The following is a 17,470-nucleotide window of genomic DNA, read 5'->3' on the forward strand; positions in this document are numbered from 1 at the left end:
TCGACCAAGAATTTGAAGCCGATATAACGCCGCGGACGCTCGGATGCAAGGGCCGCGGCTGTTTCAGGCCGGCTGCGGCTCGGCCCGCATCAGCATACCGAACAGATCGCGCGGATCGTCCGGGTCGGCCAGAAGATCGAGGCGGTCGAAATAAGGCAACTTGCCGAGCAGGCCCCGCACATAACGAAGTGCGGAAAAGTCCTCCACCGCGAAGCCGACCGAATCGAACAGCGTGATCTGATCCCGCCCGGTCCGGCCCGCGATGCGTCCGTCGATCACCTGCCAGAGCTCATTGACTTTGTGGTCCGGGTCGAGCTGCTGGATTTCGCCCTCGATGCGGGTCTGCGGCGGGTATTCGACGAAAATTTCGGAACGCAGCAGGATGTCGCGGTGAAGCTCCGTCTTGCCAGGACAGTCGCCGCCGACCGCGTTGATGTGGATACCGGGGCCGACCATGTTGTCGGTCAGGATCGTCGCATACTGCTTGTCGGCGGTTACGGTGGTGATGATATCGGCACCCTCGACCGCCTCCTGCCCGGAGCCGAAGATCTCGATATCGAAGCCGTGTGGTGCCAGGTTGCGCGCGCAGCGCTCGCTCGCCGAACGGTCGATATCGTAGAGGCGCAAGCGGTCGGTTCCGACCAGTGCCTTGAAGGCGAGCGCCTGAAACTCCGACTGCGCGCCATTGCCTATGATGGTCATCGTGCGACTTTCCTGCGGTGCCAGATAGCGGGCGGCAAGCGCCGACATCGCAGCCGTGCGCAGCGCAGTCAGCATGGTCATTTCAGTGATCAGGACCGGGTAGCCGTTGCCGACTTCGGCCATGACGCCGAATGCCGTCACGGTCTGGCGGCCCGACTTGGTGTTTTTGGGATGGCCGTTCACATATTTGAAGCCGTAGTTGATGCCATCGCTCGTCGGCATCAGCTCGATGACGCCCTCGTGCGAGTGCGACGCCACGCGCGGCGTCTTGTCGAACAGCTCCCAACGCCTGAAATCGGCCTCGATGCAGCCTGCCAGTTCGGTCATGAACCGCTCGATGCCTGTCGCATGCACGATACGCATCATGTTCTCAACGCTGACAAACGGCACAAGCGCCAGATCGGACGGGGCGTAACCCATATCAATAACTCCGGGTCGGGCGGTCCATAATGCGACGGCCCATCAAGCTTGCGGTGAGATCGACGAGCAGCTTGGCGGTGCGGCCGCGCTCGTCGAGGAAGGGGTTGAGCTCGACGATGTCGAGGCTGGTGACGAGCCCGCTGTCGGAGAGCATCTCCATCACCAGATGCGCCTCGCGGAGCGTGGCACCGCCCGGTACCGTGGTGCCGACCGCGGGCGCGACTTCGGGGTCGAGAAAGTCGACGTCGAGACTGACATGCAGCATGCCGTCGGCGGCTTCGACGCGGGCGGTGAAGTCGCGCAGCAGAGGCGCCGCGCCATGCTCGTCAATGGCGCGCATGTCGTGCACCGTCACACCCTGCGCCGTCAGCGCAGCGCGCTCGGCAGGGTCGACACTGCGGGCGCCGAACACACAGATCCGTTCCGGCTCGACCCGCGCCGCAAGCGGAGGAAAAATCCCCTCGAAGCCCGGTTGCCCGCTGGCGTAGGCGAGCGGAACGCCGTGCAGGTTTCCGCTCGTCGTCGTATCAAGCGTGTGGAAATCCGGATGCGCGTCGAGCCAGAGCACAAAAAGCGGGCGCCCTGCTTCAGCTGCGCGCCGCGCGACGCCCGCCAGGGTGCCTGCGGACAAGGAATGGTCGCCACCGAGGAAGATCGGCATGGCACCGCCGCTGGCCTCATACGCTGCGGCCGACAGCGCCTCGGTCCAGGCGACGATCTCGGGCAGCGACTTCAGCGAGCCGTTGTCGTGCCGGATCGGACGCGGCGGCGGCGGAACGACCGCGCCATGATCGGAGACGTCATGGCCAAGTTCCCTGAGGGCTGTGACAAGCCCGGCGGTGCGTAGTGCGCTCGGCCCCATTTCGCAGCCCAGCTGGCTCGCGCCGTCCTGCACCGGTGCACCGACCACATGGCATCGCATTGCCAACTCCCAAATCAGTTTCCGGCCTCAATCAAGAGCTTTGCGATGGCAATGTGAACAATGATATTTGGCAGAAATTGATATATGCATTATCATTTCGGCAGACTGTTCGATCAAATTGGAAAAATGGACGATCTGGACCGCTCGCTGGTGACGCTGTTGCGTCACAACGCCCGCCGCAGCATATCCGATTTTGCGCAGGAGCTCGGTGTATCGCGGGCCACCGTGCGCTCGCATATCCAGCGGCTGGAGAACAGCGGCGAAATTCTCGGCTATACCGTTATCCTGCGCGCCGACGCGGTGGATCAGCGCGTGCGCGGCATCATGATGATCGAAGTCGAGGGGCATTCGGCCGACAAGGTTATCCGCGCGCTTGGAGGACTGGCCGAGGTCGGCACCGTTCACACCACAAACGGGCGCTGGGACCTTATCGCCGAAGTCGGCACCCACACTCTGACGGATTTTGATGCGGTGCTTCGGCGCATCAGGCTTATCCCCGGCATCACCGGCAGCGAGACGAGCCTGTTTCTGGCGACACCGCGCAGCACCACCGCACGGCTTTAGAGCTGGACTGCTGAAGCGATCAAACTCGTATGAAGGTGAGGTAGGCGGGGGTGCGTTCCTCGCGGATCGCCTTCGCCTCATACCGCGTGCCCGGCCACCCGGGATACGGCTTGCGCCAGTCATCGGCGGAGGCTGCCTGCCATTGAAACGCCGGGTGCGAACGGCAGGCCAGCAGCGTCCAGTTCACATAGGTGTCGATGTCGGAGGCGAAGCGGAATTCCGCACCCGCGCGCATGACCCGCACGAAACGGTCGAGATTGACGGCACTAACGAAGCGGCGTTTCCAATGGCGCTTTTTCGGCCAAGGGTCGGGATAAAGCAGGTCGATACCCGCAAGCGATGCCTCCGGCAGCCAGTCGAGCAGCTGCGTCGCGTCATCGTCATAGAGGCGCAGGTTCGGCCGCGGGTCGTCCGACAGAGCCGAAACCAGCTTCGCCATACCATTGTGAAAAGGCTCGACGCCGATAAACCCCGCCTCAGGCATGGCGGCCGACCGATGATGCAGGTGTTCACCGCCGCCGAAGCCGATTTCGAGGCGGACTTCGGTAACCGGCACCGGGAACAGTTTTTCCAGAGGCGCGGGCGGCGCCGAGGCCAGGTCGACCTTCAGCGCCGGCAGTGTCTTTTCGAGCGCAGCCTGCTGCGCCGGCCTGAGCGCCTTGCCGCGACGGCGGCCGAAAAAAGCCTCCGTCGCGCGGCTTGGTCTATCGCCAGGCATTGCGCATCACGCGTCTCAGGAGCCGATCGCATCCTTGAGCGGCTTGACCAGGTCGGTGCGCTCCCAGGAAAACGATCCATCGCGGCCAGGCTTGCGGCCGAAATGGCCATAAGCGGCCGTGCGGGCATAGATCGGCTTGTTGAGATCGAGGTGCCGGCGAATACCGCCGGGCGACAGGTCCATGACCTTGCGCAGCGCGACTTCCACCTGCTCTTCGCTTACTTTGCCGGTGCCGTGCAGATCGACATAGACCGACAGCGGCTGGGCGACGCCGATCGCATAAGACAGCTGGATCGTGCAACGCTCGGCAAGCTTGGCGGCCACAACGTTTTTGGCCAGGTAACGGGCGGCATAGGCGGCCGAGCGGTCCACCTTGGTGGTATCCTTGCCGGAGAATGCGCCGCCGCCGTGCGGGGCCGCACCGCCATAAGTGTCGACGATGATCTTGCGGCCGGTCAGGCCGGCGTCGCCATCGGGGCCGCCAATGACGAACTTGCCGGTCGGGTTGATGTACCAGTTGCAGTCGGCGGCGATCTTCAGGTCGCCCAGCGCTTCGCGGATATAAGGCTCGACGACCTTGCGGACCTTCTTGTTGTCCCAGCTTTCATCCATGTGCTGGGTCGAAAGAACGATCTGCGTAACCTCGGCCGGCTTGCCGCCCTCATAGCGGATCGTCACCTGGCTCTTGGCGTCGGGACCGAGCTTGCCGGCATCGCCCTCGCCGGCGTGGCGGGCGGCTGCCAGGAGCTCAAGGATCTTGTGCGAATAATAGATCGGCGCCGGCATCAGGTCCGGCGTCTCGTTGCAGGCGTAACCGAACATGATGCCCTGGTCGCCCGCGCCCTCTTCGCCCTGACGATCGGCGGAATTGTCCACGCCCTGTGCGATATCGGCCGACTGCGGGTGCAGGAGCACGTCAACCTTGGCCGTCTTCCAATGGAAACCGTCCTGCTCATAGCCGATCTTGCGGATCGCCTTGCGCGCAGCCGAGCGGAACTTGCTCGGGTTGATGACCTTGTTGCCCTTCTTGTCGGTCTTGAAGAGAGTGTCGGGAACTCTGACTTCGCCGGCGATGACTACGCGGTTCGTGGTCGTCAGCGTTTCGCACGCGACGCGCACGGACCAAGGGTCGGTACCGGTCTTCTTGGCTTCACGGTAAACGAGATCGACGATCTCGTCGGAAATCCGGTCGCACACCTTGTCAGGATGGCCTTCGGAAACGGATTCTGAGGTGAAAAGGTAGTTTTCGCGCGACACGGGTGACCCCTCTCGAACAAAAGAAAAGCGGCATGCGCTGCCGCCGGAAGCGGCTTTGCATTATCCAGCGCGTTCCGGTGCGTCAAGCGCGCCGCATCGCTTGGGCGATCCGTGGGCGGTAATTTGAGGCGATAACGGACTGAAACCCGCCTGGACTACTTTTCGTCAGCCAGACTTTCGGTCAACTCGACGATCTTCTTGCGCACCGCAGGGTCGGTGATCTTGACGAAGGCGCGGTTGAGCCGGAGCCCTTCGGTGCTTGAGAGGAAATCGACGACATAGTTGGCAGACGCGCCTTCGGCGAGGCCTCCGCCCGGGGCATTGTCCATGCCGGGCGCTCCTTCAAAGAAGAAGGCGGGCGGTACGCTGAGGATGGAGGCGATCGCCTGCAGCCGGCTGGCACCAACGCGGTTCGTGCCCTTCTCGTATTTCTGGATCTGCTGGAAGGTGATGCCCAACATCTCGCCGAGCTTTTCCTGGCTCATCTCGAGCATGTTGCGGCGCAGCCTGATGCGACTGCCAACGTGAGCGTCGATGGGATTCGGCTTCTTTTTGTTATCGCTCATGAACCGGCTTCATTTGCCCTTGCGTTCAGGTGTATCCCGCCTGACGTAGGGGAACCTGCCAACCATTCTGCACAACCGGAAGTTAGCTGACAATGCAGATTTACTCCCTTAGCGATTTCTGACGCCACTGAAGCAATGCCGCAAGCAGGGTGAAAGCCAGAACGATGGCCCATCCTGTCGTACCGGCGAACGACGTCCGCAAACTGTCGGCAGGCGCCAAAGGCACAGCAACGTCGAGCGTGCCAACGGCATCGAGCGCCAAAGCATCGACCAGACGCCCACGCGAGTCGATCACAGCGGACAGGCCGTTGTTGGCCGCGCGCACCAGAGGCCGCCCCGCCTCCACGGCGCGCAGCTGCGCCTGCCTCAGATGTTGATAGGGACCGGGCGAATACCCGAACCAGCCGTCATTGGTGACGTTGACGATCAACGCGGCATCCCGGCTCTCGTGCACGGCGATGCCGGGAAAGATAACCTCGTAGCAGATATACGGGACAGCGCTGACGCCATCCGAGACATCGATGGCGTGGCGCGAGCCGCCGCGCGAAAACCCGCCCGGCAGCTCGACAAGCTTGGTTATCCCCAGCCTGGAAAGCACCGCCTCCAGCGGAACGAACTCTCCCAGCGGCACAAGGTGAACCTTGTCCACGGCATCATACATCACGCCAGCCGAGTTGATGGCCACAACCGAATTGTAGAAGCGCGCCTCCGGGTCGGCAGCGTTTTCGCCTTCGATACGCACGGCGCCGGCCAACAACACCTGGTCGTCCCGCACCAGTTCACCGATGGCCGATAGCGCGTCCGGCCGGTCCTGGAGAATGAAAGGTACTGATGTTTCGGGCCAGAGGATCAGTGCGGGGCGTATCGCTTCCTGCGTGTCCTGTTCGGCCGACAGATCCAGAAACGTCCTGAAAATGCGGTCGCGGACAGCCGCGTTCCATTTTTCCGACTGGTCGATCGAGGGCTGGACAATTCTGGTCTGGAGCGTGGCGTCGCCCTCGGCAGGCAGAGAAAGCCGCACAAAACCGAACCCTGCATGAAGAACCACCAAAAACGCCGCAAGCGCCATGCCGGTGCGAACGTGTTTATTGCCGGCCAGCAGGGCGGGCAGCGCAAAAACGAAAACCGCAAGCGCGTTCATACCGGTCATGCCGACAATGCCGGCCGACTGCATGAGCATCGGCGTCGGCATGACGGCATAGCCGACCGCGTTCCACGGAAAGCCGGTGAAGAGCATGGCGCGCAGCCACTCCGCGATGCCGAATGCCGCGGCAAGTGCCGCAATGCGGCCAAGTCCATCCGCCCAGAACGGGCGCGCGAGCGCGGCGGCAACGCCATAGAACACGGCGAGAATCGCGGGAAGAACAAGAACCGCGATCGGAAGCGCCCAGGCATAACGCTCGAAGTCGGTCAGCATCGCGTTGCCGACCCACCACAGGCCTCCGGCGAAATAACCGAAACCGAACCACCAGCCGGTGACAAACGGCGCGGCGAACCTTTGCATCCTGCCGCTTCCCGAATCCGCCGCGGCACCATCGAGCAGCCAGACAAGGACTGGGAATGAAATCAGGCAGACGGCGAAAAAGTCGAACGGCGCCTGCGAGAAGGATGCGAGACCGCCGGCAGCGAATGCCAGGATCAACCGGCGCCAGCCATGCAGGAGGAGCAGCCGCGAGGCGAGACGGCTGAGGCGGCCTTCCCGCGCCTCGAACGCAACACCAAAAACGTCATCGGCCGAGTCTGCGGTCGATCCCGATTGCGCATTGTCGAGGTTCTGGGTGCGAATCACCCCGCTGTTCTACCAGCGCCCGACTCCGGTTCCAATCTGTGTCGCGGCGGCCCCGCATCGAAGATGCCGTGCGTCAGCTGTCGGCCGGTGAGGCAACCTTGTGAACGCGGCGCTTGCGGTCGGCGGCGCGCAGCTGAACGATACGCACGCGCTTGACCCGGCGCGGGTCGGCATCAAGCACATGAAACTCGAACCCCGGTATGGCCTGAACCACCTCGCCGCGGGCCGGAACACGGCCGAGCGTGTTGAAAATCATGCCGCCGATCGTGTCGACATCCTCTTCATGCTCGCCGGCCTTGAAGGCATCGCCGACCTGTTCGGCCACATCGTCGATCTCGGCGCGGGCATCGACCACGAATACGCCCTCACCCGACTGGGTGATCATCGGCTCGTCTTCGTCGTGCTCGTCCTCAATGTCGCCGACGACCATCTCGACGATATCCTCGAGCGAAGCCAGACCGTCGGTGCCGCCATATTCGTCGATGACCAGCGCCATCTGGATGCGGGCGGCCTGCATGCGCGTCATCAGGTCGGATGCCAGCATGGACGGCGGCACAAACAGCAGCGGCCGCACCAGACTGAGATCGCCGATCGAACGCGTGAGGTCGACCTTGGCGAGGTCGAGCGGCTGTGCACCGGCGTTCTTCTTGCTGCCGCGCCCGCGCTTGGGTTCGCGCGACATACGCAACAGCTGGCCGACGACGTCGCGGATGTGAACCATGCCGCGCGGGTCGTCCAGCGTTTCGGCATAAACCGGCAGGCGCGAATGGCCGGATTCCTCAAATATCCGCAGCAATTCGCCCAGCGGCGTCGAGATATCGACGGCTTCGACATCGGCGCGCGGTATCATCACGTCTTCGACGCGCACCTCGCGCAGGCGCAGGATGTTGTGCAGCATCGCCCGTTCGCCGGGCGAAAACTCCGCGGCGTCGGCAGCTTCCGACAGAGCATCCGTCAGGTCCTCGCGCAGCGAATTGCCGTTGCGCGGCCTGAAAAATGCGCCGAGGCGCTGCAGTATTGTCGTGCGTTCGGGTGCAGGTTGTCGTCCCGGCTCGGGACTTTCTCCTGGCTGTTCCTGGCTGCCCGTTTCCGTTTCGGAGGGTGCAGCGTGAACCTGAGTTGTGTGTTCGTTCATCTTCGTCTGGCTAAAACCAGCGTTCACTTAGGCATATGGATCGGGAATCGCAAGTCGTTCGAGGATACGCCGTTCCAGCGCTTCCATCGTTTCGGCTTCGTCATCGTTCATGTGGTCATAGCCTACAAGATGAAGCAGGCCATGCACCAGAAGGTGCGTCAGATGGTCAATGAAGGGTTTTTCCTGCTCCTGGGCCTCGCGCGCGACCGTTTCGAAAGCGATCACGATATCGCCCAGCATCGGCGGCATTTCGGCACCGGGCGTCAGCTCAACGAGCGGGAACGACAGCACATTGGTCGGGCCCGCCCTGCCCCGCCACTGCCGGTTGAGTTCGGCGATGCAGTCATCGTCGGTGAAGGTGACGCCCAGTTCAGGAGGCTGCAGCACGGCAACATTCAGTTCGGCCAGGCATGCGTCTGCAACACGCTGCAGAACAGCCTCTAGCTCGCCCTCCGCCGGCCAGTCTCCAGCTTCGACTTCAAGCGCGATGTCAAGCTGACGGGCTGCGGTCACTGTTCCGTCTTGGGTTTCCGCGGCGCAGGCCCCAGTCCAGCTCCTGCCCGGTCGTAGGCAGCAACGATCTCGGCAACCAGCGGGTGGCGCACCACGTCCTTTTCGTTGAAGCGCACGGTGACGATGCCTTGCACATCGGCCAGCACATTCAGTGCCTCGACGAGACCTGATTTCGTGTTCGGCGGCAAATCGATCTGGCTCGGGTCGCCGGTCACGATCATGCGCCCGCCTTCGCCCATGCGGGTCAGGAACATCTTCATCTGCATCGGCGTGGTGTTCTGCGCCTCGTCCAGGATGATCGCGGCGTTGTGCAGCGTGCGGCCACGCATGAAGGCGAGCGGTGCAATCTCGATCACGTCCGCAGCAATGGCACGCTCCACCTTGTCGGCGGGGATCATGTCGTAAAGCGCGTCGTAGAGCGGGCGCAGATAAGGATCGACCTTTTCCTTCATGTCGCCCGGCAGGAAACCCAGACGCTCGCCGGCTTCAACCGCCGGACGCGACAGGATGATGCGGTCGACCATGCCGCGCTCAAGCAGCATCGCGGCGTAGGCAACGGCGAGATATGTCTTGCCCGTACCGGCCGGCCCGATACCGAACACCAGCTCGGAGCGTTCCAGCGCGCGCATATAGGCGTCCTGATTTACCGAACGGGCGTGGATCGTCTTCTTGCGGGTCGAGAACTGCGCCGCGGCAAGTTTGCCCTTGCGCTCGAGCGTCGGCAGCGTGAGCTGATCGTCGGCGGCAACCGCCATGCGCACGGCGCCGTCGACATCGGACTGTGCCAGATCTGAACCCTTCTGCAGCAGATCGTAGAGATAATCGAGCGCGCGGCGCGCCTGTTCAGCGACGCCCGCCTCCCCCTGGATGGAAAGCTGGTTGCCCTTCGAGCGGATATCGACGCCGAGCTTTTCCTCGATACGGGCGAGATTCTCATCGAACTGCCCGTACAGCGCGCTTGCGAGCTGGTTGTTGTCGAAGGTCAGTACGATATGCGCCATGTCGGATGCCCCGGAGGGCTGCTTCAGTTGCGTAGCGGCGCTCAAAAGCCTCTCCTTATACGCCTTCGGCGAACAGGCTGTTCGCCCCCGTGCGCGTGATTCGTACCGGAACAATGTCGCCGATTCCGCCGGCATTTTCATCAACAATCACCGGCTGAAGCCAGGGCGAGCGGCCGATGAGCTGTCCGGCGTGGCGACCGTGCTTTTCTAGCAACAGATCGATCTCGCGCCCGACCAGACTTTCTGCAAATGCATGCTGCTGTTTCGTCAGTAACGCCTGCAATTCCTGCAGGCGCTCGTTCTTGACCGCTTCGGCCACCTGCTCGCCGCGCTCCGATGCCGGCGTTCCGGGCCGAGGCGAGTATTTGAACGAGAACGCCTGCGCATAACCGACCTCACGCACGATGGTCATCGTATCAGCGAAGTCGGCATCGGATTCACCCGGGAAACCGACGATGAAATCGCCCGACATCGCAATATCGGGCTGGGCGGTGCGAATGCGCTCGATGAGCTGCAGATATTCGGCGGCCGTGTGTTTGCGGTTCATTGCCTTCAAAATGCGGTCGGAACCCGACTGAACCGGCAGGTGCAGGTAAGGCATCAGCGCCTTCAGGTCGCGATGCGCGGCGATCAGGGCATCGTCCATGTCGCGCGGATGGCTCGTCGTGTAGCGCAGCCGTGCGACGCCCGGCACCTCTGCCAGCTTGAACAGCAATTCGCCAAGGCCCCATTCGCGGCCGTCCGGCCCCGCGCCGTGCCAGGCATTGACGTTCTGGCCAAGCAGCGTGATCTCGCGCACGCCGGCATCTGCGAGACGCCGGGCTTCGTCGACGATCTGGCTGACAGGGCGGGAAACCTCGGACCCGCGCGTATACGGCACCACGCAGAAGGTGCAGAACTTGTCGCAACCTTCCTGCACGGTGAGAAACGCTGTCACCCCGCGTGCACGCACCGCCTTTGCCTGCTGGCCCGGCAGATGAGCGAACTTGTCTTCGATCGCGTATTCGGTCTCGACCACCTTCGCACCGGCGCGCGCCTTCTTCACCACGTCCGGCAGGCGGTGATAGGTCTGCGGTCCGATCACCAGATCGACCACGGGCGCGCGGCGGATGATCTCCTCGCCCTCGGCTTGCGCGACGCAGCCTGCTACGCCGATCAGCGTTTCGCGCCCCGCCTGTTCGCGCTCCGCCTTGATGCCGCGGATGCGACCGAGCTCGGAATAAACCTTTTCCGCGGCCTTCTCGCGAATGTGGCAGGTGTTGAGGAGCACCAGATCGGCATCCTCTATCGCCTCGGTCGCGACATACCCTTCGGCAGCCAGTGCGTCGGCCATGCGCTGGCTGTCATAGACATTCATCTGGCAGCCATAGGTCTTCACGAAGACCTTGCGGGCCGCTGCGGTGTCTTTATCGGTAACGATACGGTTCATGGGCGCTCTCTAGACCAAGTTCAGCCTGAAATGAAGCGCCGAGATGGCGGCGGCTAAGGCTCGCCGCTCTTGATCGGGTGGCTGATCGCGGCGTTGAACATCTCCGTCACGCGCCGCTCAACTTCCCTGGCAAGATCCTTGCGTCTGACACCGGCGCGATACTCGACCGGCTCGCCGAAATGCAGCTCGACGTCCACCGCGCCTTCCTTCAGCAGCGTCACGATGTGCGGCGCGAGAAGACGGTCGCCGATCCAGGCAGCATGGGTGCGATGCAGGCGCCCCATGGGCATGCCGTGAAAGCGGGTGTAGACGATCGCCATCGGCTGCACAAAAACATGCTCCGCTTCACCGCGATCGACCGCCATGGAGGCCGCGCCAAACAGCGTCGATTTGAACGGCAGCATGAGATTGCCGTCGGCGGTCAGCCCCTCCGCGAACAGCAGCATCGGATCGCCGTCATTCATGCGTTGGGCAATTTCGCCAGCCTGATGACCCGATTTGTGCTTGCGTTCGCGCTCCACGAACACGGTGCGCTGGAGGCTCGCGAGCTTGCCGATCATCGGCCAGCCGGAGACCTCGGATTTGGCGATGAAATTCACCTCGGCGACGGCGCCCGCGACCATGATGTCGGTCCACGAAATGTGGTTGGCCGCGATCAGCAGGGGGCGCTTGTCCGACATCCTGCCGCGCACATGCAGCCGGAAGCCGAGCACAAAAAGCACGAAACGATGCCACTGGCGCGGAAGGTAGCGCTCATTGCCGATGCCGGTCTTGAGGATGAATATCTGGGCGAGCGCCATTGCCGGCGTGACGATGGCCACGAGCAAGAGCATGAACGACACGCGTATCCAGCCGAGCATGCGTCTCCCTGACTCTACTCTCTTGTTGGATCGTCGCTGGCTAACGAAGATCGCTGCGCATGACAAGCGCGCTGCTTTTGCGTCCGTCCTTGACCGAATAATAGCCTTCGCGCCGTCCGACATCGCGAAAACCCAGCCGGCGGTAAAGGCCGGTCGCGGCGGCGTTGCTTTCGTCCACCTCGAGAAACAGCGCCTCGGCCCGTTCGGCATACAAGTGGCGCATCACCGCATCCATCAGCATCCGGCCGAGACCGGCACGGCGGTTGGCGCGAGCAACGACGATGGTGAGGATTTCAGCTTCGCCCGCTGCCAGCCGGGCAAGAACGAAACCCTGGATCGGCGGCTTGCCCCTGGAAGCAATGGGCCGGACGGCGAAACCGAACACCGTATCCTGCACCAGAAGTGCCTCGAATTCCTCGTCCGACCAGGGCCGGGCGAAGGCGCCGGCATGCAACTCGGCCATCGCCGGCGTGTCGTCGAGTGTCAGGTCGCGCGCCACATATTCCTGGCTGCCGGACATGAAAGGAATGCGCATCAGGCTTGGCGCTCCACCGCAAAACCCTGCTGCGGCTTTGCATCGGCACTGCGCAGATAAAGCGGGCGCGGCGGCCCGGACGCCGTGTCCATGCCGGCGGCAAGCTCCGCGTAGACAGCAATGTCGGCGGTGGCGTCCGTTGCAGCAATTGCAACCTCTCTTCCGGCTTGCCCGGCGATCATTTCCGCTGCGCTGCCGGTGAGCACCATGTCCGTTGCGAGCATGCCGGCGGCCTCGTCGAGCTTTGCGATGGTGGGGCCGAAGGTGCGCTTTCCGCTAATGTCGAAGACGGCGACATAGATCTGTTCGCGCCTGGCATCGATCGCGGCCAGCAGCCCTTTGCCGGCAAAATTGCGCCAGGCTTCCGCCGCCATGGCGTCGAGCGTCGTGACACCGACAGACGGGATACCCAGAGCCAGTGCCAGCCCGCGCGCCGCGGCAACGCCCACCCGTATGCCGGTGAAGGACCCCGGCCCAACCGAAACTGCAATCAGGCCGAGATCGGCATAACCGGAGTTCGCCGCCGCCAGCGCCTCATCGATGGTCGACATCAGATGTTCGGCGTGGCCTTTGCCAAGATCGTGGACCGCACGGCCGAGCTCGCCGGCCTGCGTGTCGAATATGCAAGCGGCACAGAGATTTGCGGCCGTATCGATGGCGAGGATTTTCATTGCACGTATTCCCTCCCGCTTGAGGGGGCGGGAAATCCGCCGAGCCTAACCCACCCGGTCACGCGCCTTCAGCTCCAGACGACGTGCGTGAAGAACCGGCTCCGTGTAACCGCTCGGCTGCTCGCGGCCCTTCAACACCAGGTCGCAGGCGGCCTGGAATGCAATCGAACCATCGAAATCCGCCGCCATCGGCCGATAGAGCGGGTCGCCCTCGTTCTGCCGGTCGACCACAGCCGCCATGCGTTTCATGGTCTCCATCACCTGCGCCTCGCTGCACACGCCATGGTGCAGCCAGTTGGCAATGTGCTGCGAGGAAATGCGCAGCGTGGCGCGGTCTTCCATCAGGCCGACATCGTTGATGTCCGGCACTTTGGAGCAGCCGACACCCTGATCGACCCAGCGCACGACGTAACCCAGAATGCCCTGGGCATTGTTGTCGAGCTCCTTCTGGATTTCGTCCGACGTCCAGTTGGGGCGGCTCGCCACCGGCACCGACAAAATGTCTGAGAGCTTGGCTCGCTCGCGCGATTTGAGCTTGGCCTGCACCTCCTTGACGTCGACCTCATGATAATGCGTGGCGTGCAGCGTGGCTGCCGTCGGCGAAGGCACCCAGGCGGTGTTGGCGCCGGCCTTCGGATGGCCGATCTTCTGCTCAAGCATCGCCGCCATCATGTCGGGCATCGCCCACATGCCCTTGCCGATCTGGGCATGGCCGGACAGGCCGCAGGCAAGGCCGATATCGACGTTCCAGTTTTCATAGGCGTTGATCCAGGCGGCCTGTTTCATATCGCCCTTGCGGATCATCGGGCCGGCTTCCATCGAAGTATGGATCTCATCGCCGGTGCGATCGAGGAAGCCGGTGTTGATGAACACCACGCGCTCACGCGCGACCCGGATGCACTCCTTCAGGTTCACCGTCGTGCGGCGCTCCTCGTCCATGATGCCCATCTTGATCGTGTTGGGCGCCATGCCGAGGGCGGCTTCGACGCGGCCGAAGATTTCGACCGCGAACGCAACTTCCTCAGGCCCGTGCATCTTGGGCTTAACGACATACATGGAGCCTTCGGCCGAGTTGGCGCGGCGGCCGTTCGGCCCGATATCGTGCAGCGCAATCATCGCAGTCATCATGGCATCCATGATGCCTTCGGGAATCTCGTGGCCGTCCTTGTCGATGATCGCTGGGTTGGTCATCAGGTGGCCGACATTGCGCACCAGCATCAGCGAGCGGCATTTGACCACAAAGGGCGAACCGCCGGGCGCGGTGTATGTGAAGTCGCTGTAAAGCTTGCGCGTGACCGTCTCGCCGCCCTTCTGGAAGGTCTCGCTGAGGTCGCCTTTCATCAGGCCGAGCCAGTTGCGATAAACCAGCGTCTTGTCTTCTGCATCGACCGCAGCGACAGAGTCTTCGCAATCCATGATCGTTGTCAGCGCCGCTTCCAGATTGACCGCGGCCAGCCCGGCGGGATCGGTCTTGCCGATATCCCAGCTGCGGTTGAACAAGAGCTCGATACCGAGCCCGTTCTTTTTCAGAAGGACATGGCGCCAGCCGCCGTCACCTTCGGCATGGCCGGCATATTGCTGCGGGTTCTGCAGTTGCACGGGGCCTGACGCGGTCGAAAGCTTGAGTTCGGAGCCAGCTTCGACATCGGTCAGATCGGCCCATTTTGCGCCTTCGATCGGCGCTGCCCGATCAAGAAAATCCTTCGCCCATGCAATCACGCGCGCGCCGCGCTCCGGGTCGTAGCCGCCGGGCTTCGGCAGATCGCCCAGCGCGTCGGTGCCGTAGAGCGCGTCGTAGAGCGAGCCCCAGCGCGCATTGGCGGCATTGAGCGCAAAACGCGCATTCATGATCGGTACGACAAGCTGAGGGCCTGCGACATCGGCGATCTCGGGATCGACATTCGACGTCGAGACCTGGAAGTCGCCGCCCTCAGGCAGCAGGTAACCGATCTCGCGCAGGAACGCTTCATAGGCCGCAAGGTCGGTGGGGGCGCCATTGTCGCGGTGCCACTGGTCGATTGCCGCCTGCAATTCGTCCCGGCGGGCAAGCAGAGCGCGGTTTTTCGGCCCCAGATCGTGAACGAGCGCGGCAAGGCCTTTCCAGAAGGCCCCGGCGTCAACGCCGGTTCCGGGCAACGCTTCGTCATTGACGAAATCATAAAGGCCGCTATCGACCCTGAGCCCGTTGATCTCGACGCGTTCCGACATGTGGTGCACTCCGTTAAAAGTCAGTCCGGCAGCTTTCACCACGCGCGACGGGCGGGGTCAATTCTCCGATGGTCGCGAAACACCTTCAGATGCAACGCGCGGCCGGCCCTGCGCCTGCGCGACGATACGCGCCTCGACGAATTTGCGCTGATCCTCAACCGTTGCGGCCACGATGTCGGTTTCGGTCTCGACATGACACTCGGCGGCACCTGCTTCGGCAGCACGGGAGAGCGCAAGCCGGGCCGCAAACTCGGCTGCGGCATCAAGCGCAGCATCCTCGTTGGCGAAGTCTTCGACGTGCTCGCCGACAGTGAGGCGGAAACGACCTTCTGCCGGCTGCGTGACCATTGCCTCGACCGCGATGCGTACCTGGCCGACGACCGCGCCGACGGCGTTGGCGACATCGGCATTGGCCGGCAAAACGCATTCGGAGCCGACCAGTTTGTCCAGCCCGGCATAATGCAGCGGTGCGGAGGCGCCGAGACCGATCACCGGCCGGTCGAGCGCGATCGTCAGCCGCGCGAAACGGCTGGCACCATCCAGCGCGCGCTGGACCAGCGCATGCGATACGGCGGCCTGGCCGTCGTGACCGTCTTCAGCGAGCGCCGTATCCAGCACCGCCTCCGCCGACTTTCTCGTGAGAAGCGACAGCACCTGACCGGCGAGCGCCCTGCCACCGGCGGCGATGGGGCTGCCCGAAGCATCGCGGCGGCGGGCGAAGATATCTGCACCGAGCTTCGCGGCATCCGCGCTCCAGGTTGTCTGGCGACCGAGCACATGAGCGGCATCCGACGGTGTAAAGCCGGCGATCATGACAAGGCCGCGCGCAACAAGCCGGTTGAGCACAGCCGTATGTGCGCTTGCCGCCAGCAGGCGGTCGAGCGGCAGCGGCGTCGCGGTGATGGCATCGTAAAGCCGCTGCTCCGACGGCGAGAGGCCGACCGCAAAACGATCGTCCATGCCGGTGCGGAAGGCGAACCGGCCGTCCAGCTTGCCCGAATTCGGTGCGCCGAGCTGGCGCTCAAGCTGGGCGACAATCGCCGTGCCATGTTGCTGCGCGGCCAGCGACAGCGGCACCAGCCGGCGCGGGCCGAGCCGCAGCCGGGCGCTAAGGCCACCATCTTCGATGGAGACTTCCGAATCTCCGCCAAGGCCGAAGGTGCGCATCGCCACCGCCTCGACATGGGTGCGCATGCCGCCGACACGGGCGCCGTCTGGATCGAGCCGGGGCCGGCCAGCTTCGAGCACGGCGACGTCGGTCGTCGTGCCGCCGATATCCGACACGATCGCTTCGTCGAGGTCGGTCAGATGGCGGGCGCCGACAATCGACGCGGCAGGGCCCGAAAGGATCGTTTCGATGGGGCGGCGGCGGGCGAAGGCGGCGGAGACCAGCGCACCGTCGCCGCGAACGACCATGAGGGGTGCGCGTATTCCCCGCGCATCCAGAAAGCCCTCCGTCGCGGCGATCAGCCGGCCGATCAAGCCGACCAGCCGCGCATTGAGCAGCGTGGTGAGCGCACGGCGCGGGCCGCCGAGCTTTGCCGACAGTTCATGGCTCATTGTGACCGCAAGTCCGGTCGCTTCGCGTATCAGCCGGGCGGCGGCGATTTCGTGCGCCGGGTTGCGGACGGCGAAATAGGCGCAGACGGCAAAGCCGGTTACGGACTTCGCGAGTTCCGGAAGCCGCTCCGTCAGCGGCGCGAGGTCGAGCGGCTTTTCGTTGCCATGGACATCATGCCCGCCGGGGAGAAAAAGCACCGGGTCGGCGCCGAGTGCCGCTTTCAGCCCGTCGCGGTCGAGGTCGCTCTCGCCGAAGCCGATCAGCACCAGGGCCGCGCGCCCGCCCTGCCCCTCCACGATGGCGTTGGTGGCGAGCGTGGTGGACATCGACACCAGCGCAATGTCGGCGGGGTTCGCGGCCGCGCTTTCCAGCACCGCATCGACCGCGCCGGCAATGCCGATGGCGAGGTCGTGGCGCGTGGTGAGCGCCTTGGCCTTGGCGACCACGCCACCCCCGGCCGCGCCTTCCCGGAAGAGGACAGCGTCGGTGTAGGTGCCGCCGGTATCGATGCCCAACATCAGCGGGCCGGAACCGGCGGTCATTATACGGCGGGGGCGAAGGGCGGGGACATCATCCCCGCCCTTTAGCGTGCGAGCCCGGCCAGTGAAAGCGGCACGTG

16 protein-coding genes are annotated in these 17,470 nt (G+C 63.7%); 1 reads left to right on the top strand and 15 read right to left on the bottom strand.

Going from position 1 to position 17,470, the window contains the following annotated elements:
• Positions 1–63 precede the first annotated feature (63 nt).
• Together ocd and rocF are read right to left on the bottom strand one after the other, a co-directional pair.
• Positions 64–1,122 (bottom strand): ornithine cyclodeaminase, encoded by a 1,059-nt coding sequence (ocd, locus tag EP165_RS04455; RefSeq protein ID WP_127520325.1) that lies wholly within the window; start codon positions 1,120–1,122, stop codon positions 64–66.
• Position 1,123: 1 nt separating this feature from the next.
• Positions 1,124–2,044 (bottom strand): arginase, encoded by a 921-nt coding sequence (gene rocF, locus EP165_RS04460; RefSeq protein ID WP_127520326.1) that lies wholly within the window; start codon positions 2,042–2,044, stop codon positions 1,124–1,126.
• Positions 2,045–2,170: 126 nt separating this feature from the next.
• Between rocF and EP165_RS04465 the strand changes: the two genes are divergently transcribed.
• Positions 2,171–2,608 carry an Lrp/AsnC family transcriptional regulator gene (locus EP165_RS04465; protein ID WP_127520327.1) on the top strand — a complete coding sequence of 146 codons (438 nt, stop codon included), beginning with the start codon at positions 2,171–2,173 and terminating at the stop codon, positions 2,606–2,608.
• A gap of 19 nt (positions 2,609–2,627) precedes the next feature.
• On the opposite strand, the gene trmB is transcribed toward EP165_RS04465, so the two are convergent.
• From trmB to EP165_RS04530, 13 genes are all read right to left on the bottom strand, one after another.
• Complete coding sequence (gene trmB / locus EP165_RS04470) at positions 2,628–3,326, bottom strand: tRNA (guanine(46)-N(7))-methyltransferase TrmB (protein ID WP_127520328.1); 699 nt, start codon at positions 3,324–3,326, stop codon at positions 2,628–2,630.
• A 15-nt stretch (positions 3,327–3,341) separates the two neighbouring features.
• Positions 3,342–4,583: a methionine adenosyltransferase gene (gene metK, locus EP165_RS04475; RefSeq protein ID WP_127520329.1), complete on the bottom strand. Its 1,242-nt coding sequence runs from the start codon at positions 4,581–4,583 to the stop codon at positions 3,342–3,344.
• Positions 4,584–4,738: 155 nt separating this feature from the next.
• Complete coding sequence (locus EP165_RS04480; RefSeq protein ID WP_127520330.1) at positions 4,739–5,149, bottom strand: helix-turn-helix domain-containing protein; 411 nt, start codon at positions 5,147–5,149, stop codon at positions 4,739–4,741.
• Positions 5,150–5,249: 100 nt separating this feature from the next.
• A complete protein-coding gene (gene lnt / locus EP165_RS04485; RefSeq protein ID WP_348629551.1) occupies positions 5,250–6,818 on the bottom strand; it encodes an apolipoprotein N-acyltransferase in 1,569 nt (522 codons plus the stop codon).
• A gap of 193 nt (positions 6,819–7,011) precedes the next feature.
• Positions 7,012–8,073, bottom strand: coding sequence for a hemolysin family protein (locus EP165_RS04490; protein WP_127520331.1), 1,062 nt, complete (start codon positions 8,071–8,073; stop codon positions 7,012–7,014).
• 27 nt (positions 8,074–8,100) lie between these two features.
• Positions 8,101–8,586, bottom strand: coding sequence for an rRNA maturation RNase YbeY (gene ybeY / locus EP165_RS04495; RefSeq protein ID WP_127520332.1), 486 nt, complete (start codon positions 8,584–8,586; stop codon positions 8,101–8,103).
• Positions 8,583–9,587 (bottom strand): PhoH family protein, encoded by a 1,005-nt coding sequence (locus EP165_RS04500; RefSeq protein ID WP_127520804.1) that lies wholly within the window; start codon positions 9,585–9,587, stop codon positions 8,583–8,585. Before EP165_RS04500 ends, ybeY begins: the two co-directional genes overlap by 4 nt.
• A gap of 55 nt (positions 9,588–9,642) precedes the next feature.
• Entirely contained in the window at positions 9,643–11,016 is a 1,374-nt protein-coding gene (gene miaB, locus EP165_RS04505) for a tRNA (N6-isopentenyl adenosine(37)-C2)-methylthiotransferase MiaB (protein WP_127520333.1), read from the bottom strand.
• 53 nt (positions 11,017–11,069) lie between these two features.
• Positions 11,070–11,876, bottom strand: a complete 807-nt coding sequence (gene olsA, locus EP165_RS04510) for a lyso-ornithine lipid O-acyltransferase (protein ID WP_127520334.1) — start codon at positions 11,874–11,876, stop codon at positions 11,070–11,072.
• Positions 11,877–11,916: 40 nt separating this feature from the next.
• Complete coding sequence (locus tag EP165_RS04515; protein ID WP_127520335.1) at positions 11,917–12,411, bottom strand: GNAT family N-acetyltransferase; 495 nt, start codon at positions 12,409–12,411, stop codon at positions 11,917–11,919.
• Positions 12,411–13,082 carry a tRNA (adenosine(37)-N6)-threonylcarbamoyltransferase complex dimerization subunit type 1 TsaB gene (gene tsaB / locus EP165_RS04520; protein WP_127520336.1) on the bottom strand — a complete coding sequence of 224 codons (672 nt, stop codon included), beginning with the start codon at positions 13,080–13,082 and terminating at the stop codon, positions 12,411–12,413. The genes EP165_RS04515 and tsaB overlap by 1 nt, the downstream gene beginning before the upstream one ends.
• A 45-nt stretch (positions 13,083–13,127) precedes the next feature.
• Positions 13,128–15,290, bottom strand: coding sequence for a malate synthase G (locus EP165_RS04525; protein ID WP_127520337.1), 2,163 nt, complete (start codon positions 15,288–15,290; stop codon positions 13,128–13,130).
• 57 nt (positions 15,291–15,347) lie between these two features.
• Positions 15,348–17,393, bottom strand: a complete 2,046-nt coding sequence (locus EP165_RS04530) for a hydantoinase/oxoprolinase family protein (protein WP_127520338.1) — start codon at positions 17,391–17,393, stop codon at positions 15,348–15,350.
• Between the last annotated feature and the right edge of the window lie 77 nt (positions 17,394–17,470).

Origin of the sequence: Mesorhizobium sp. Z1-4, from assembly GCF_004000235.1 — a bacterium.
In the GTDB taxonomy this organism is placed as follows: Bacteria; Pseudomonadota; Alphaproteobacteria; order Rhizobiales; family Rhizobiaceae; genus RCIO01.

Bases quoted from the DNA above. Each gene is read 5' to 3' on its own strand.
- ocd (WP_127520325.1), bottom strand. From the start codon at position 1,122: ATGGGTTACGCCCCGTCCGATCTGGCGCTTGTGCCGTTTGTCAGCGTT.
- rocF (WP_127520326.1), bottom strand. From the start codon at position 2,044: ATGCGATGCCATGTGGTCGGTGCACCGGTGCAGGACGGCGCGAGCCAG.
- EP165_RS04465 (WP_127520327.1), top strand. From the start codon at position 2,171: ATGGACGATCTGGACCGCTCGCTGGTGACGCTGTTGCGTCACAACGCC.
- trmB (WP_127520328.1), bottom strand. From the start codon at position 3,326: ATGCCTGGCGATAGACCAAGCCGCGCGACGGAGGCTTTTTTCGGCCGC.
- EP165_RS04480 (WP_127520330.1), bottom strand. From the start codon at position 5,149: ATGAGCGATAACAAAAAGAAGCCGAATCCCATCGACGCTCACGTTGGC.
- EP165_RS04490 (WP_127520331.1), bottom strand. From the start codon at position 8,073: ATGAACGAACACACAACTCAGGTTCACGCTGCACCCTCCGAAACGGAA.
- EP165_RS04500 (WP_127520804.1), bottom strand. From the start codon at position 9,587: ATGGCGCATATCGTACTGACCTTCGACAACAACCAGCTCGCAAGCGCG.
- miaB (WP_127520333.1), bottom strand. From the start codon at position 11,016: ATGAACCGTATCGTTACCGATAAAGACACCGCAGCGGCCCGCAAGGTC.
- olsA (WP_127520334.1), bottom strand. From the start codon at position 11,876: ATGCTCGGCTGGATACGCGTGTCGTTCATGCTCTTGCTCGTGGCCATC.
- EP165_RS04515 (WP_127520335.1), bottom strand. From the start codon at position 12,411: ATGCGCATTCCTTTCATGTCCGGCAGCCAGGAATATGTGGCGCGCGAC.
- tsaB (WP_127520336.1), bottom strand. From the start codon at position 13,082: ATGAAAATCCTCGCCATCGATACGGCCGCAAATCTCTGTGCCGCTTGC.
- EP165_RS04525 (WP_127520337.1), bottom strand. From the start codon at position 15,290: ATGTCGGAACGCGTCGAGATCAACGGGCTCAGGGTCGATAGCGGCCTT.
- EP165_RS04530 (WP_127520338.1), bottom strand. From the start codon at position 17,393: ATGACCGCCGGTTCCGGCCCGCTGATGTTGGGCATCGATACCGGCGGC.